The sequence below is a fragment of the Fibrobacter sp. UWB2 genome (genome assembly GCF_002210425.1).
Taxonomy (GTDB): Bacteria; Fibrobacterota; Fibrobacteria; order Fibrobacterales; family Fibrobacteraceae; genus Fibrobacter; species Fibrobacter elongatus.
In genome coordinates this window covers 459,003-474,726 of sequence record NZ_MWQK01000001.1, presented here as the reverse complement: position 1 = coordinate 474,726, position 15,724 = coordinate 459,003, and the positions used below count along the sequence as shown (strand labels likewise).

13 protein-coding genes are annotated in these 15,724 nt (G+C 49.3%); 6 read left to right on the top strand and 7 right to left on the bottom strand.

The genetic code is table 11. The features are described 5' to 3' along the window. Positions 1-15: 15 nt before the first annotated feature. Entirely contained in the window at positions 16-1,650 is a 1,635-nt protein-coding gene (locus B7982_RS02090) for a transporter substrate-binding domain-containing protein (RefSeq protein ID WP_088659337.1), read from the bottom strand. A gap of 47 nt (positions 1,651-1,697) precedes the next feature. Then, complete coding sequence (locus B7982_RS02085; protein WP_088659336.1) at positions 1,698-2,297, bottom strand: TIGR01440 family protein; 600 nt, start codon at positions 2,295-2,297, stop codon at positions 1,698-1,700. A 150-nt stretch (positions 2,298-2,447) separates the two neighbouring features. Here B7982_RS02085 and B7982_RS02080 point away from each other — a divergent pair, with 150 nt between their 5' ends. Beyond that, the gene (locus B7982_RS02080; RefSeq protein ID WP_088659335.1) at positions 2,448-4,142 is read left to right on the top strand and encodes a hypothetical protein; all 1,695 of its coding nucleotides are present in this window, start codon (positions 2,448-2,450) and stop codon (positions 4,140-4,142) included. On the opposite strand, the gene lgt is transcribed toward B7982_RS02080, so the two are convergent. Genes lgt through orn form a run of 3 tightly spaced genes read right to left on the bottom strand, consistent with a single transcriptional unit; the run spans position 4,129 to position 6,952 of the window. Beyond that, complete coding sequence (lgt, locus tag B7982_RS02075) at positions 4,129-4,998, bottom strand: prolipoprotein diacylglyceryl transferase (protein ID WP_088659334.1); 870 nt, start codon at positions 4,996-4,998, stop codon at positions 4,129-4,131. The genes B7982_RS02080 and lgt overlap by 14 nt on opposite strands. A 33-nt stretch (positions 4,999-5,031) precedes the next feature. Next, positions 5,032-6,408 (bottom strand): penicillin-binding transpeptidase domain-containing protein, encoded by a 1,377-nt coding sequence (locus B7982_RS02070; protein WP_088659333.1) that lies wholly within the window; start codon positions 6,406-6,408, stop codon positions 5,032-5,034. A 4-nt stretch (positions 6,409-6,412) separates the two neighbouring features. Then, positions 6,413-6,952 carry an oligoribonuclease gene (gene orn / locus B7982_RS02065; protein ID WP_088659332.1) on the bottom strand — a complete coding sequence of 180 codons (540 nt, stop codon included), beginning with the start codon at positions 6,950-6,952 and terminating at the stop codon, positions 6,413-6,415. 361 nt (positions 6,953-7,313) lie between these two features. Here orn and fabF point away from each other — a divergent pair, with 361 nt between their 5' ends. The 4 genes from fabF (at position 7,314) to B7982_RS02045 (ending at position 11,852) form a co-directional block, all read left to right on the top strand. After that, positions 7,314-8,558, top strand: coding sequence for a beta-ketoacyl-ACP synthase II (gene fabF / locus B7982_RS02060; protein WP_014545168.1), 1,245 nt, complete (start codon positions 7,314-7,316; stop codon positions 8,556-8,558). Further along, entirely contained in the window at positions 8,558-9,514 is a 957-nt protein-coding gene (locus tag B7982_RS02055) for a hypothetical protein (protein ID WP_088659331.1), read from the top strand. Before fabF ends, B7982_RS02055 begins: the two co-directional genes overlap by 1 nt. Positions 9,515-9,534: 20 nt before the next feature. Continuing rightward, on the top strand, positions 9,535-10,941 hold the full coding sequence (locus B7982_RS02050; protein WP_088659330.1) for a sodium-dependent transporter: 1,407 nt from the start codon (positions 9,535-9,537) through the stop codon (positions 10,939-10,941). 173 nt (positions 10,942-11,114) lie between these two features. Further along, a complete protein-coding gene (locus B7982_RS02045; protein WP_088659329.1) occupies positions 11,115-11,852 on the top strand; it encodes a hypothetical protein in 738 nt (245 codons plus the stop codon). A gap of 9 nt (positions 11,853-11,861) precedes the next feature. On the opposite strand, the gene B7982_RS02040 is transcribed toward B7982_RS02045, so the two are convergent. Next, positions 11,862-12,491 carry a phosphatidylglycerophosphatase A gene (locus B7982_RS02040; RefSeq protein ID WP_088659328.1) on the bottom strand — a complete coding sequence of 210 codons (630 nt, stop codon included), beginning with the start codon at positions 12,489-12,491 and terminating at the stop codon, positions 11,862-11,864. A 162-nt stretch (positions 12,492-12,653) separates the two neighbouring features. After that, positions 12,654-13,853 (bottom strand): GTPase HflX, encoded by a 1,200-nt coding sequence (gene hflX / locus B7982_RS02035; protein WP_088659327.1) that lies wholly within the window; start codon positions 13,851-13,853, stop codon positions 12,654-12,656. Positions 13,854-14,140: 287 nt separating this feature from the next. Between hflX and B7982_RS02030 the strand changes: the two genes are divergently transcribed. After that, complete coding sequence (locus tag B7982_RS02030) at positions 14,141-15,583, top strand: hypothetical protein (protein ID WP_088659326.1); 1,443 nt, start codon at positions 14,141-14,143, stop codon at positions 15,581-15,583. Positions 15,584-15,724: the final 141 nt, after the last annotated feature.

The window sequence follows — 15,724 nt, the reverse complement described above, 5'->3', positions numbered from 1 at the left end:
CTAAGTTCTGCCAACTTAATCAAACAAGTCTTGTATTTTCTGGAAAATATGGCTTAAGACGCCGGTCGAGTCACCGATTTTTTCGAGCGCGTGTTGCGGCGTGTGTACGACAATCACGGACTCGTTCTTGTCGTAAGGAATCGAAAAGTCAATGAAGTTGCTGCGCTCTTCGGTGATGCTCATGGCGGCAATGCAAAGGTCCGTCTTCTCGTTCACAAGAGACGGGATGAGCACGTCAAAGTTCATATCCGCAAACTTGATGTTCTTGTTCAGCATCTTGCCGATGGTGTACATGATATCGATGTCGATGCCCGAAAGTTCGCCCCACTGGTAGAATTCGTATGGAGCGTAAAGTGCTTCGGTGCCAACGACGAGTGTGTCTGTACCGACCCAGTCTTGCTTCATGGCTCTGACGGCAGACTTGTTCTTGGACCACTTATCCTTGATTTTCTGGATTTCGCCTTTCTTTTGCAGAATGCTGATGCAGGAATCGATGCTTGACTTGAGCGGGCTGTTCTTGCCCATGGCAATGCCAAATTCATCCTTGTTCAGGCGTTCTTTCAAGATTGAAAAATCTGAGTGGTGCATGAGGATGGATTCTGCAACCGAGTAGTCCACGGCGATGCCGTCCAGGTCTCTTTGTTCCAGGGCTGACGTCATTTCGGGGATGTTTGCGAAATACTGGATGCGTGGGAGCTTGATAAGCTGTTGCACTTGTTCGTCAAGTGTTGTGCCACTCTGGACTCCGATAGATTTCCCGGAAAGGTCTGCTAACTTGTAGATTTCGTCGGGCTTCTTCGGTTCGAGGTATGTCATCTTGGGAACTTTGCTGAGTGTCGCTTCTTTATCAAAGTCGTTGCGGATGGCGAATGTCGTTTTTCCGATGAAGTAGGGCTTTGAATAATCGATTTCGTGTCGTAGGCATTCGCAGATGGTAAATGCCGAAATGATAAGGTCTGCATCGTTGTTCTTGAGGGCCGTGACAAGTTTATTGCGGTCCATCTTGATAATAGAAGTCTTGATGTTCAGCTTTTCTTCGAGGAGCTTTGCAATGTCTACGTCAAGGCCTACGATCTGGTTCCCGCTCATGAAAGAGAACGGAGGAACATCTGCTGAAGTGGCGATCCTCAAGATTTGTTCAGAGTCACTTTCCTTGGTGCTAATCAGTGGATTAGTCTTTAAGTTCTTGTTCCAGTGCTCGTTGAGCTCGGTGAGTGTGCCTGCAGCGTTCAAGCTATCGATGAGGCGGTTGATGATTCCTTTTAAGTCAGGAATGGAACTGTGCTTGTTCATGGCGATAACGAATTCGTTTGGAACGTCGATATCGTTTTCGATGTATGTGAGACCGCTCATGCTGTCGTTGAATGTATGCGTGAGGACGTTCTCGTCATAAGCCAAAATATCGATATCGCCAACCTGAAGGGCAAAATAGGCGGTTATTAAGTCGGGATAATGCTTGATTTGTGCTTTAGGGAGCTGGCTTGCAACCCCTTCTGATATACTTGATTTTTCTTCGACGCCGATTTTGTATTTGGACGAATTGGCTTTAGAGGCTTGTGCGGGGGGCTCTTCGGAAAATCCATTACAACCGGTGCAGATCGCTAAGAATACACCGAAAACAACGAAAAGTAAAGCAACTCGTTTTCTCATATACGCTAAATGTAAGAAAAAAAAATCAAAATGCAACAGAAAAGTTGCTAAAACTCGGGGTATCCGTCCTTGAGTGCATCATTGTAGTGGGCTCGTTCGCCGCCGATGAACTTGGGGCGGGTGCGGGCGGCAATGATGATAGCCTTGCCGATGTGGTTCTGCTTTAAGCGGACGGGGACGGCGACTTCGCGGAGGTGCATACCGATAAGGGTCCCGCCAATATCTATCCCTGCGTTTGCCTTGATATGCTCGAGCGCTACGGGAGCCTTGAAGCTTGCGTAGCAAGCGGTAGCGAAGGAGCCGCCTGCTTTCGGCTGTGGCACGACATTTACGATTTCAGCATTCGGGACGGCTTCGTGCTCGATGATGATGGCGCGGTTCAGGTGCTCGCAGCACTGGGCCGCAATGTAGATGCCCTTTGCGCCAAAGACTCTCTGGAGACCGTCGTAAATGGCCTTGCCGACTTCTGGGACGGAGTGGCTCCCGACCTGGTTTCCCAAAGTCTCGCTGGTGCTGCAACCGACAACGACGATGTCGCCTTTTTTGAGTTTCGCCACTTCGACAAGCTCTGCCGCGACGTTTATGGCATCAGACTTGATCTGTTCAACAATATTCTTGTCGTCAACTTCGTAAGTAATTCCTGCCATTTTAAAACTCCTGCTAAAATCCAAGCAAAAGATAGTCTTTTTTGTGTTTCTTTGCAAAAATACCGCAATTTGGACCAAAAAAATAGGGGGTGTTTCCCCAAATACCTCTATAGCAATGTATATTAATAATAAGAAACCTATTGGGCGTATATGAGTGGAGAAAACGAAAATCCTTCGAGCGTCATTGGGCTCGACCGCAAGAAAATCAAGGATTTCTTTTTGCGTAAGCTTCCAGAAATGAAGGAAGCTGTTATTGATGCTATTATCGAAATGTTGCCGAGCGTTCCTCATTATCAAGAAGAGAACGACCACTTTACTTTTAGAATTATCATGGGAAACGGCAACCCGCCGATGGGCTGGAATCGCCGCATCTATGAATTTTCGGGCGATGCTCTTGAAAACTTGTTCAAGGAACGCGTCAAGGCTTGCTTGAAGGACGTTATCCACTTTTGCAAGAGCGGCTGCGACTTGATTATCCAGCAACTCTCGGGTCGTGAAAAATCGGAATCATCGATTGAGGTGGGGGTGTTCCAGTCGGACCTTGGAAATGCCGGCGAAACAGAACGCGCCCTTCTCGAAAAAGGCTTTTTACTGATTGAATGCGTCAACCGTTCCAAGATTTGCATCAACTCGCATACATCGTCGGGCGTGAGTGATCCCTTGCTAATCCGCTTTGACCTCGACGAAAACGAATTTTCCGATAATCTCGAAGACAAGGATTTGGATTCTTACCCGAGTGGATTCTGGGCGGGACTTTTTTCGCAAATCAAGAGAGAGGTTCACGGTACCATTTGCCTCTTTGTCGATCCGTCCTGGAACGGTAACGAAGACGAAAACTTTGACAGTGGTAAAATCGTCTTTGACGACTACAAGGAAATGCAAATCAAGCCGGATTCCATGCTTGAAACGCAGACGTTCCGTGACCTGTACGAACAGAATTTTATCCGCAAGATGTTCATTTCGATGCTGAACTACGACGGCATTACGGTGATTGACACGAATGGCTGCGTACGCGCGTTCCATTGCTTTGTCTCTATCCACCGTGGTAAGTTTACGTCAGGTGGCGCAAGACACCGCGCTTACAGGGCTCTTGCTAATTTGTTTAAAGACAACGAATGCTACAAGGCTTTGTACTTCCAGTCACAAGAAGGCAACGTCCGTTTCTATTACAAGTTCCGAGTTTCTCCATCGTTTGATTCGACCGTGATGGACCAGTGCGATGCCGCCAGCGAATCTGAAAACGTCAAAATTAAGCCCATGGAATTTGTAGACGGCAAGGCTGCATCGCTTGCATCTGCTGTCAACGCTAGCGTTACAGAAACGGCGTCTGCGGATGATAACTTGCCTTTGACAGACTACCTCAATCGCTTGCGCGATGCCCACTTGGGAATCGACAATTTCTATAATGAACCCAAGCCCGCTGAAGATTTGTATAACGCCACGATTGAAATGACGGACGAATTGTGGAGCCGCGTCAATGTGGGGCGTGTCATCAACGTGCCGCTTATTTGCCTGATTGGTAACTCTTACGGCTACTCGACAAATGCGGAACCGTTCATTAAGAAGTTCCTGGAAAAGATTCCGCAGTCGGTCTGGAAAGATTACATGAAGAACAAGTGTTTCGAAGATACGTCGCTGTCTTCGACGCTTGGCAGCAAAAATCAGGAAAGCCAGTGGCTCAAGCTCATGAACGAGGCGGGTACTGATGACGGCAAGACCGAAAAGTACGTGACCGATGAATTGGCTACGCACATCAAGGCTGTTTATAAGAAGGTGAGCAAGCTATTTGCCCAGAAGTTCGAAGAAGAACGAAGCCTCTGGGAAAACCTGTTTAAGGGTTATTAGCTTTTTTCTTTTCGCGATAGAATAAATAAATCATCCACACGAGACCGGCAATAATCATTGCCGAGCAAAGCGTCTGTCCACGGCTCATGCCAAAGAGGTCGACGCGTCCGAGGTGTGCATCCGGCTTGCGGAAAAATTCGATGAAGAAGCGGAACAGGCCGTAACCCATCAAATAGAGGCAAGGCATTTTATCGTGGAGTTTCGGAATCTTGCGAAGGTTGTACAAAAGAACGAAAAGCACGATGCCTTCAAAGACCATTTCGTAAAGCTGGCTCGGGTGGTGGAGAATCGGGTTTGCAAGCGTGCTGTCGTGGGCAAGCGGGAACCACATGCCGATAGCGCTTGTCGTAGCTTCTCCAAAAAGTTCACCGTTGATGAAGTTGCCCCAGCGTCCCCAGGTGTAGGCGAGTGGCGTGACCAAAAAGGCGAGGTTGATGGTTTTCCAAACGTCGAGCTTGTTGCGCTTGGCTCCGATGTACATGAAGATGAATCCGACGATGAGACCGCCATGGTACGACATTCCGGAAATTCCGACAAAGTGGTAACCGAGATCGTCATGAATCATCGGGAAAATAATTTCGGTCGGATTCGCAAGGTAATAGCTTGCCTTGTAGAAGAACACGTAACCGAGGCGTGCGCCGAGCAGGATGCCTGCGATAATCCAGGTGAAGAAGTTGTCGAGCTGGTCCTTGGTGTAGCCGAGCTTTTCTTTCTGGCTGATTTTCCACATGGTGATGTAGGCGGTCACGAACGCAAAAATGTACATGATACCGTACCAGCGCACCGGAAAACTTCCGAGCTGGAATGCGGTTCCATCAAAATAAGTCGGTATTAAGTTCCACCAAGATAATTCCATGATAATCCTTCTTCTTTTGTGCTTAAATCTAAATTATTTTTTCAAATCCAAGTTTTGGTGCGCCCAGTAATTGATGACGGTGGCGGCCACTTGCGTTGCCGGTTGCGAACGAATTTCCTTGTGCATCTGCATCACGATGACGACGATGGACTTGCTCGGGTCGTTTTTCGCTTCGGCAAATCCCATGAACCAGTCGTAACGGCCGGCGGGGTCTGTACCGTCGAGAGAGCCGGTCTTTCCGCCGAGGCGGAGCGCTTCAAAATTCTTGCGGGCCATGTTCTTTGTGGACATGTGCTTGTGGGCGGTTCCCTGCGTCACGGAGCGGAGCATGGATTCGCGAAGGCCGTAGTACGTGTTTTCGCTGAACTTTCCGACGTCGAGGGCGAGGGGCTTTTGCGGGGCGAACGGAGCCATGTCACGAGCCCATGGAATTTCAAGAGGCTTCTTGGTGAGAATGGCGCGGACTTGCGCCGCGGCGAGAAGCGGCGTAAGGGTTGTCGAGGTTGTAAAACCGCAGGCAACTTCGGCAAGGCCGTAACCCGTGTCCGGGGCTGTGTAACTTGACGCGTTTGGGGCATTCCCGGGGAATCGCTTGTTGTAGCCGAGCTTTGCGGCGGCTGCGTTGAGGCGCTTTGCACCGATGGTTTTCCCGACGATAGCCATCGGCGGGTTTGCAGAGCGGGCGAACGCTTCGGAAAGATCCATCGTGGGGCCGTTGTATTTTTCGGGGACGCGGAGCTGGTTCAGGTAAAGCGTGTGGTGGCGGCCGATCATCGGGATGGGCGTGTTGAGCGAGTAACGGTTGCTTTCCATGGCGGCGGCAATCGTCACGAGCTTGGCTAGCGAGGCGGCGGGGAAGGTGGGGCGTCCAATCCAGTCTGGCTTGTTCTGCACCTTGCCATCTCGGCGTTCGCCCCAGGCGATGATTTCGTTTGTCCTGGTATTCACGACAAGGATGACTCCCAAATCCGGGCGGTAGCGGCGGAGGAGAATGTCGATTTTATCGGCGAGAATTGGATCCTTTTGTGACTTGATGTGAACGGTGTCGCGGACGTTGTCTGTGCTTTCGACTGTTGCGTTTGTGGCGCTTGCTGCATTTCCGGCGGCGGTGTTGCCCGAGTTTTCGAAGTCTTCATCTTCGATGCCTTTCAGGGCGGCGAGACCATTCGGGTTTTCTTTTGCTGAGGTGTCAGCGGTAATCGGTTCGTCGAAGGGGTTGGTGTCGCTTGGAGCGATGGCTTGGGCGAGCGTGTCTGCTGTTATTGCGGTTTGCTGCTCGCTTAGCTGTTTAGCGGATTCTTCAGGATCGTCTTTGGTGGAACAGTGAACAATGGCAACAATAATCGTAACGAGGATGGTAATCGCAATGCAGCGGTTGCGCATTCTCTGGGCGTAGGGGAGTCTTTCCATAAAATTACTTGAAGATGGTCTTTCGGTAGTAGGCGAGTTCGGCGATGCTTTCGCGGATGTCGTTTAAAGCTTCGTGGCGTTTTTCTTTCTGGAAATCTTCGAGGTTCGGGTACCAGCGGTAACTGAGTTCCTTGATGGAGCTCACGTCGACATTGCGGTAGCAGAGCCATTCCGAAATTTCGGGCATGTACTTGTACAAAAAGCGCCTGTCCTGCGTGATGGAATTTCCGCAGAGGAGGTTCTTGCCTTTTTCGGTAAACGGCTTGATGAATCGGAGTGTTTCGAGTTCGGCATCCTTGAGGGAATACTGTGAACGGCGACAACGGTCTACGAGTCCGCTCTGGTTGTGGTGCCGAGTGTTCCATTCGTCCATGCTTTCGAAAACGTTTTCGGGCTGGTGAATAGCAATGACGGGGCCTTCGGCGAGAATGTTCAAATTGGCGTCGGTAACAATGGTCGCAATTTCGAGAATGACATCTTTTTCAGGATAGAGACCGGACATTTCCAGGTCCATCCACACTAAATTTCGAGAACTCTTTGGCATACGCGCGAATAATAGCATTTTTTTTGATTCGTCGTTCCCGCCTCGTTTCTGTCATTCCCGCTTCTTGACTTGTCATTCCCGCCACTGAGCGGGAATCTCCTTTTCTTGCATAATAATTTGATGGATCCCGTCAGTCGCTTGCGCTCCATCCAGGATGACTTTGAAAACTCCAAACATTTAACTGCACACAGAATTGCTGTAAGTATTGCGTAATGAAAATAAAAGATAAACCTATATATATGGACAAATTCTCTCGAAATTATAAAAATATTTTCGAAATTGTAATTTTTTGTTACAAATTGTCTTTTTCTTGCGTCGCTTACGAAAATGTTACCGTTTTTTTTATTATATTTGGCGCATTATGGAAAATGTTGTTATTACAGGTATGGGCTGCGTTTCCTCTCTCGGAAACTCCCCCGAATTATTGTGGCAGAACTTGCTCCAGGGCAAGTCTGGCATTGCTCCCATTCAGCGTTTCGACGCTTCGGCTTACACATCTCGCATGGCTAGCGAAATCCGTGAGTTCGACGCTTCGGAAATCTACAGCACCAGAGACCAGTCTAGGTTCTCCCGCTGCATCCAGTATGCCGTTTACTCGGCATTCCAGGCCTTGAAGATGGCTGGCATCTCTCCGGAAAACGAAAATCCGGAACGTTGCGGCGCTATCATTGGTAGCAGTATCGGTGGTTTGCAGTATTGCTATGATGCCGCTGTGGCTCTCAGCAATCGTGGTCCGTCCCGCGTTTCCCCGTTCTATATTCCGATGGCCATCGTGAATATGCCGGCAGGTGAAGTTTGCAACAAGACTGGCTGGATGGGCCCGTCCTACACGGTCACTTCCGCTTGCGCAACTTCCAACCACTCCATCGCCAATGCCTATGACATGATTCGTCTCGGCCGCTGCGATGTGATGCTCGCTGGTGGTGCCGACGAAACGGTGAACCCGCTCAGCCTTGCTGGCTTTACCAGCATGAAGGCCGTCAGCAAGCGCAATGACGCTCCGGAACAGGCTTCCCGCCCGTTCGATAAGGATCGCGATGGCTTCGTGATCGGTGAAGGCGCTGCAGTCCTCGTGCTCGAAAGCGAATCTCACGCTAAGGCTCGTGGTGCAAATATTCTCGCCCGTATCGCTGGTGTCGGTGCAAGCTCTGACGCTCACCACATCTCCGCTCCGCGTCCGGATGGCAAGGGTGTGATGCTCGCAATGGCCAACGCCATGAAGGAAGCTGGCATCGAAGCTAAGGATATTAGCTATATTAACACTCACGGTACATCCACACCGCTCGGTGACATTGCAGAATGCTCTGCCATCGAAACGCTCTTCAAGCAGTCCTCTGCATCGGCTCTCGAAAACCTTAAGGTCAATTCGTCCAAGTCTATGATCGGCCACTGCCTGGGTGCTGCAGGTGCTCTCGAATCCGTCGTGACCATCATGTCTGTGATGAACCAGAAGATTCATGGTACACTCAACGTGTTCGAACAGGATCCGGAAATTCATCTCGATGTCTGCGCAAATGGTGCTGTCAACCAGAAGATTGACTACGCTATGAGCAACGGCTTTGGCTTCGGAGGCCAAAATGGAGTTATCATTTTCGCGAGGAATTAATGCGTAAGGCCAACAGTTCTGCTATTGGCTTACTCGCGTTTGTGCTTATGCTGTCGCTGGTGTTCCCGGCGGCAGCTTTGTCGTCTCCAGGGGATTCGCTCACGTGGCGCGATTCGACCTGGGATTATCGAAGTGAAGATCCAACGGATGTTAAACCCGAAATTGAACCCGCTAAGCTTTTTGGCGTGGCATCCCTCACCTTGATTGCCTATGGCGCGGCCTATGGCTTTGTCTTTGAAAAAGGCTGGTGGGACGATAACGGTGGCCGTGGTTTTCATTTCGAGAACGATTTTGATTACGCCTTGAACCTGGACAAGTTTGGGCATTTTGCGGCGGGCGTCGTCATTGGCGAGGCCTTTTACGAAGGCTACCGCTGGGCGGGCGCAAGCGAGTTCCAGTCTTATTTGTTTGCAGGCTTTACGGCCTTGGCGACCCATATTGCGATTGATATCAAGGATGGCTTTGCTCCTAAGTGGGGCTTTAGCATTTTTGATGTGCTTTCGGGCGGCCTTGGCGGATTCTTGCCGATGGCGGAACGCTATGTTCCCGTATTCAAGTATATTGACCTCAAGTGGAGCTACTGGATCAATTCCAATGCCTATTATGATCAGGAGCATGATGCTTCTGGCGGGGTTTTCACGGATGACTATGTGAACCAGACTTTCTGGCTTTCGCTGAAGCCCTATAGGATGTTGCCGGAAGCGGCCCGCAAGTATTATCCGAGTTGGCTTGCCATTGCCGTTGGCCTGAGTATTGACGACAGGGTATTTACCAAGGAACCGCATCCGCATCGTGAAGTCTATATCGCTCTCGATTATGATTTGGAGGCGTTCCGTCCGCAGAGCCGTTTGGCGCGCACGATTGTCAAGGCGTTGAACTACTTTAAGCTCCCGGCACCTACGATTCAGGTGTATCCGGAGTTCCATTGGTACTTGCTGTACCCGATCAAGTTCTAGATTTGTGCATGAGGTAAATGATGACAGAAAGAGAAAACTTTAAATCCCGTCTTGGTTTTATCTTGATTGCTGCTGGTTGCGCCATTGGGCTTGGCAACGTTTGGCGTTTCCCGTTTATCACGGGGCAGTATGGCGGTGCCGCCTTTGTGCTGATTTACCTCTTCTTCTTGTTGATTTTCGGTTTCCCGATTCTCGTGATGGAATTTGCTGTTGGCCGCTCGTCCAAGCGTGGCGTGGGCCGTTCGTTTGCCATCCTTGAAAAGCCGGGGCAAAAGTGGCATTATGCAGGTGTTCCGATGATTGCGGGTAACTACCTTCTCATGATGTTCTATACGACAGTGACGGGGTGGATGCTCTATTACTTCTACCGCATGGTGACGATGGGCGACCTCATGCATTTGTCTCCTGCTGAAGTCGGTGCTGAATTTACGAATATGCTCGGCAATGGCCCCTTGCTCTCGTTCTGGATGGTGGTCGCAACTTTCGCGGGCCTTTCGATTGTGGCACTTGGGCTCCAGCGCGGTGTGGAACGCATCACGAAGACGATGATGTCTGCGCTCCTTATCATTATGCTCATCTTGATGGTCCGCGTGCTCACGCTCCCGGGTGCAGGCGAAGGTCTTAAGTTCTACTTGTTGCCGGACTTTGCAAAGCTCAAGGAAGCAGGTATTGGCGAGGTCGTGTTTGCGGCTCTTGGCCAGTCGTTCTTTACGCTTAGCATTGGCATTGGCTCCATGAGCATTTTCGGTAGCTACATCAAGAAACAGCATTCGCTTTTGACCGAAGCGGCTCACATTTGTGTGCTCGATACGGGCGTTGCCTTGATTGCTGGTCTTATCATTATTCCGGCGTGCTTTGCGTTTGGACTCAAGCCGGATGCTGGTCCGGGGCTTATTTTTGCAACGCTCCCGAACGTGTTTGCGCAGATGCCAGCAGGCCGTATTTGCGGTGCCGCGTTCTTCCTCTTTATGTCTTTTGCGGCGCTCTCGACGCTTGTGGCCGTGTTCGAAAACATTGTTGCTTATTGGATGGACGTGCGCAATGTAGAACGCAAGAAGGCGGTGAAGTGGAACTTTGTCGCAATTACGATTTTGTCGCTCCCGTGCGCGCTCGGCTTTAACGTGCTTTCGAGCTTTGAACCGTTTGGTCCGGGAAGTTGCGTTCTGGACTTGGAAGACTTCTTGGTCTCGAATACGCTTTTGCCGCTGGGTTCGCTTATCTTTGTGCTGTTCTGCAACTCCCGCTATGGCTGGGGACAGTTCAAGTTTATCTCTGAAGCGAATTTGGGCGTTGGCATGAAGTTCCCGAAGTTAAAGATTTTGCATCTCTACTTCAAGTGGGGCTTGCCGATTATCATTTCCGTGATTTTCGTGCTCGGGTACATGCAGAAGTTCGCTCCGAGCTTGTACAACAAGATATTTGAATAATTTTTTAGCCGATAGTTTGTCATGCCCGCCTCCGAGCGGGCATCACCTTTTTACCGCCTGTACGGCCTTATTGCTTTTGGTCGGGATGTTTATAAGAACATCACTTTTTATACAAAGTTTTGTATAGATTAAAGACGGTTCGTTGTTGAATTGCATTTATCGAGGGCTGTGGTATGTTTCGCGTTTTTGGACTTGTTCTGTTGCTTGCTGCTTTTACTTTCGCCCAAGACGAAAGCGTTAGTGATTATGACCGTTGGATGCAAGCGAAGGCACACCGCGATAGCGTCAGGAATGCGGAACGGATTCAGAAAAATTCGGTCCCGTTCGATTTCTTAGTCGGAATGACGATTAATATGGGTTTTAAAGTTATAAATAACGAGACGCAGTTGAACCATTACGAAAAGATTGAACGGATTGTCTTTTTTGAGGGCACTTTTTTTCAGGCGGGAGCGTCTGTTCAATGGCCTTTGCTGCAATACCATTTGGCGGTAAGGCTTGGCGTGCTGTTTGAATATGCTCCGTTGTTTTTGTCGGAACCTCTATACATTGAAGATGGTAATGGGGAAGACAAGCGTGTTACTGGAGGAGGCCTGTCGCAGGGGCGGATTGCGTTCCCGATTCTTTTTGCAGTCAAGCCGCGGTCTAGCTTTGTATCGTTCGAATTTGGCCCTCAGATTTCCATACCGCTTTTCGATAATTTGGAGTTAGATGGTGCACGCGATAGGGAACTGGACTCGTCTATGGAATTTAGTGTGCTTTTGGGCGTGGGTTTCCGCGTCAATGAACGAATCTATTTAGACCTGCTTTTGGATGCCAAGTTCTATCACAAGTTCAACGATCACTTTGCTGATGGTTTGGCCGATTGGTCTTCGGTCGCTATCAAGGCTGGCGTGACGTTTAACCCGCTGTGATAAATAGCCTTACATCAAAAATACGGCGGGTAAAACAAGGCCAATGGTGAGTACTAACCCGGCATAGATTCCGCCGAGCAAGTCATCGGCCATAACTCCCCAAGCTCCGGGGAGTTTTTCCATTTTATGGATGCCGAGCGGTTTGAGAATATCGAAAAAGCGGAATAGCGCAAAGCCGATGATTAGGATCCAGGGGGCGTTCAGAATCCATTCGGGGCGGATGAAGGCGAATGTCATGAAAATCCCGCAGACTTCGTCAATCACAATCCAGCCGGGGTCTTCTGTGCCGGTATCCCTCATCGCTTTTTTCACAAACGGGATGGCTGCAAAAAAAACGAGCAGCGCTGCAATCATAAAGTTTTTGGGAACCGCGAGGAAAATGGCGGCTAATGATTCAAGTGCATTTGCATCTTTTGTGTTGAATGCGTTGTCGTTGATGACGATGGGGTAGGCGTAACTTAACATGGCCAAGGGGTAGGCAACGATTGCCGCGGCGAGACTTCCCATAGTACCGGGCGCCTTCGGGCTCATTCCCGAGCCGAAAAACGTCGTAATCAGCGTAGAAATCTTGTCTGTCTTGCGCCATTCATGCGGAACGCGCTTCTTGCCATACTTTTCTTTAAGTTCTTGTTTGTTCATTCAAAACTCATTCCTTTTTTAACGTCATGCTGAGTGAAACGAAGCATCCAGTTAAGTTTTTTTTTGTTTATTTGTCATTCCCGCCACCGAGCGGGAATCTCCTTTCGATTTTTTTGAGAAGGGAGATGCCCGATTAAATTGGGCATGACAATTTTTTTTCGATTACGAATTGTCTTCCGGCGGCCATGGGGCTTCTGCAATTTCTTTTTCTTTGGCTTCTGCGGCGGCGCGCTTCTCGTGCCAGCGTTCGAGCTGTTCCTTGAAGGCGGCACGCAATCGTTCCATGCCGATGTTTTCCTTGGCGCTGATTTGGATGGCGTCCGGGTAGTTTTGCAAAAGTTCCGTGCGGCGCGCTTCGCTTGCGACTTCGACTTTGTTGAAAACGCGGAGTCTCGGAGTACCTTTGTCGATAATGCTTTCGAGTGTCTTGTGCGTGACTTCCAAGTGGTCGCGGTAGTCCGGGGCGCTCCCGTCAACGACTTCCAAGATGCAGTCCGCATGTGCGGCCACGCCGAGCGTGCTCTTGAACGTTTCAATCAAGTTGTGGGGGAGCTTGCGAATGAACCCGACCGTGTCGCTCAAGATGATATTTTCGCCATCGAGGAATAGCTTTCGCGTGGTGCTGTCGAGCGTTGCAAAGAGTTTGTCTTCAACGTAAACGTCGGCGCCGGTCAAGCGGTTTGTGAGCGTGGACTTGCCCGCGTTTGTGTAACCGACGATGCCAACCTGGAAAATATCATTTCGTTTATCTGCTTGCTGCTCGCGCGCATCCTCGATTTTCTCAAGCTTTTTCTTGAGTTCCTGGATGCGCTTGCGGATCATACGGCGGTCCGTTTCGAGCTGCGTCTCACCCGGCCCCTTGGTGCCGATGCCGCCATTGTGTTGGCGGCAAAGGTGCGTCCACGCACCGGTGAGACGCGGCATCATGTACTGCAATTGCGCCACTTCGACCATCAGGCGGCTTTCTGCCGTGACGGCGTGCTTTGCGAAAATATCGAGAATAAGTCCTGTGCGGTCGAGAACCTTGATGCCGGGCATGCGTTCTTCGAGATTACGCACTTGTGAACCCGAGAGGTCATCGTCAAAAACGACCATCTTGGCGTTGTCTTCTTCGAGAGCACGCTTGACTTCGCCAACCTTGCCTTCGCCAATGAGCGTTGCCGGGCTGAAGTTTTGCACGCGCTGCAAAAAGCTGCGTGTGACGAATGCACCCGCGGTTTCGGCGAGGCGGCCGAGTTCTGCGAGTTGTTCGCCTGCAAGCCACGGACGAACTTTAGGGGTTGCGATGCCTACGAGAATGCATCGTTCCTGTTCTTTCTTGTGCTCGACCGGTTTTACGCCTTTTTTCTTTGGTTCTTCCATATTCTCTACTTGCTTAAATAACGATTGAAATATATCAAAAAAATAAAAAGTCTTTTAATCGCGATTGTAAAGGACGGGCTTTTTTGTTCCTTTGAAATCAGTAAAAAGATTGCTAATAGTGCAAATCCGTTGCGGTATTCTCAATGTGGATGTGATGCGTTATTTTAAACGTTTTAACAATTTTTATTTGCATATAAATTTCTTATTTGTAATATTTTGTTTGTTGTCATGCATTGCAGATGAAAAAACTTATACTAAATTTTAGAATACAAAAGTTAGGGATTTGTATGAGGAAAAATATCTGCCTTGGATTGAGGGCGACGCTTGCGTTCGCCGTAAGTGCTTATGCACAAAACTACAAAATTAACAAAGTCGGAAACGATGAAGAAAAATCGTTTAACGTCTTGTTTGAACAAAATCTTGTCGAAGAAACTGTGGCGGGATCATGGCTTAGCGTGACTCCGAATACGCCTGAAGGTAAGGTCTTTAAAGGCTTTACTGTTTATGATGAATACGGCGATTCTCGCGAACAGCGTAAGGTTTCGACTACAGAAAAGAATGATTCGCAGTTCGTGATGCCGGACCATGACGTCTTTGTAACGGCATCTTTTGAATCCTTACGTTATTACCTTACTGTAAAAAATACGGATAACGGAAGAATTTCGCTTTCGTTTAATGACCGCTATCGAGACCGCACAAAGCCGGGTGTAAAGGTGACCGTGAATCCGAATGCGTCAAACGGCTACAAAGTGGCCTCTGTTAGCGTTGTCCGGGCCCTTGATGCTAATACAGTCGTGCCTTGCACAAAGGCAGAAACTGGTTCGTCGACGCCTGGCATGTGGGGGATGGGTGGCTCTGCCGCCGAAGGTAGCTGTGCCTTTGATATGCCGAATTTCGATGTTGAAGTAAGCGCGGTCTTTGTTTCGACTTCTGTGGATTTGTCTTCGTCGAGCTCAGAAAATATTTTGTCTAGCTCGAGTGTGATTCTCGAGTCTTCCAGCGATGGAAACGTCAGTTCTAGCAGCGTATTGCTTGAATCTTCGAGCAGTGCGGAGATTGCATCGAACTCTTCGAGTTCTCGCAATGACGAGGTAAGCTCTAGCAGCGAGATTCTTGCATCTTCAAGCAGTGCCGATGTCGCTTCTAGCTCTAGCGAAGTGCAGTCTAGCTCCAGTGCCGATGTCGCTTCAAGTTCTAGCGAGAGCGTAGAATCTTCGAGTTCTCTCGGAGAAGATGTAAGTTCTAGCAGCGAGGAATTTGTTTCTTCTAGCAGTGAAGCCCCTGCATCTTCAAGTAGCGTAGAACCTGCTTCTAGCTCCAGCGTTAAGGTTGAATCTTCTAGCTCTAGCGCCATCCAGGATATCGTTGTCGAAGCTGTCGGTACTGAAGAAGATATGCCGAGCTGTACTGTAAAACGTGAAAATATGACGTTCTATGTTACAGAACTCAAGACGGTATTCGTTTGCAAGTCTAGAGTTTGGACAAAGTTTAACCCTGGTATGAAAATTGCAAATCTTAGAACTGTCGCAAAATTCTCTGCAACTTTAAACGGCCGCAGTCTCCAGATTTCAGGCGCTAAAATCGGTGCTAATGTTAATTTGCTCGATATGCAGGGTCGTGTGATTTACAACGGTCGCGCGAATGATGCGAACTTCTCGATGAATGCTCCTCGTAGCGGGTCCTACGTGCTTCGCATTGGGGCTCAACAGAGAATTGTAAACGTCCGATAAGAAAATAGAGATTTAAGACTCCCTGAGTAAACTAGACCCTGCGCAAGTGGGGTCTTTTTTGCGTTAAAATTTTCCACGTCTCTCGTCTAATTTCTATATTTGCTCCCGTCAGGGCCTATCATCCAGGTAGGTTCCTAGTCC

Coding starts and splice junctions, on each gene's coding strand:
- B7982_RS02090 (WP_088659337.1), bottom strand. CDS start 1,650: ATGAGAAAACGAGTTGCTTTACTTTTCGTTGTTTTCGGTGTATTCTTA.
- B7982_RS02085 (WP_088659336.1), bottom strand. CDS start 2,297: ATGGCAGGAATTACTTACGAAGTTGACGACAAGAATATTGTTGAACAG.
- B7982_RS02080 (WP_088659335.1), top strand. CDS start 2,448: ATGAGTGGAGAAAACGAAAATCCTTCGAGCGTCATTGGGCTCGACCGC.
- lgt (WP_088659334.1), bottom strand. CDS start 4,998: ATGGAATTATCTTGGTGGAACTTAATACCGACTTATTTTGATGGAACC.
- B7982_RS02070 (WP_088659333.1), bottom strand. CDS start 6,408: ATGGAAAGACTCCCCTACGCCCAGAGAATGCGCAACCGCTGCATTGCG.
- orn (WP_088659332.1), bottom strand. CDS start 6,952: ATGCCAAAGAGTTCTCGAAATTTAGTGTGGATGGACCTGGAAATGTCC.
- fabF (WP_014545168.1), top strand. CDS start 7,314: ATGGAAAATGTTGTTATTACAGGTATGGGCTGCGTTTCCTCTCTCGGA.
- B7982_RS02055 (WP_088659331.1), top strand. CDS start 8,558: ATGCGTAAGGCCAACAGTTCTGCTATTGGCTTACTCGCGTTTGTGCTT.
- B7982_RS02050 (WP_088659330.1), top strand. CDS start 9,535: ATGACAGAAAGAGAAAACTTTAAATCCCGTCTTGGTTTTATCTTGATT.
- B7982_RS02045 (WP_088659329.1), top strand. CDS start 11,115: ATGTTTCGCGTTTTTGGACTTGTTCTGTTGCTTGCTGCTTTTACTTTC.
- B7982_RS02040 (WP_088659328.1), bottom strand. CDS start 12,491: ATGAACAAACAAGAACTTAAAGAAAAGTATGGCAAGAAGCGCGTTCCG.
- hflX (WP_088659327.1), bottom strand. CDS start 13,853: ATGGAAGAACCAAAGAAAAAAGGCGTAAAACCGGTCGAGCACAAGAAA.
- B7982_RS02030 (WP_088659326.1), top strand. CDS start 14,141: ATGAGGAAAAATATCTGCCTTGGATTGAGGGCGACGCTTGCGTTCGCC.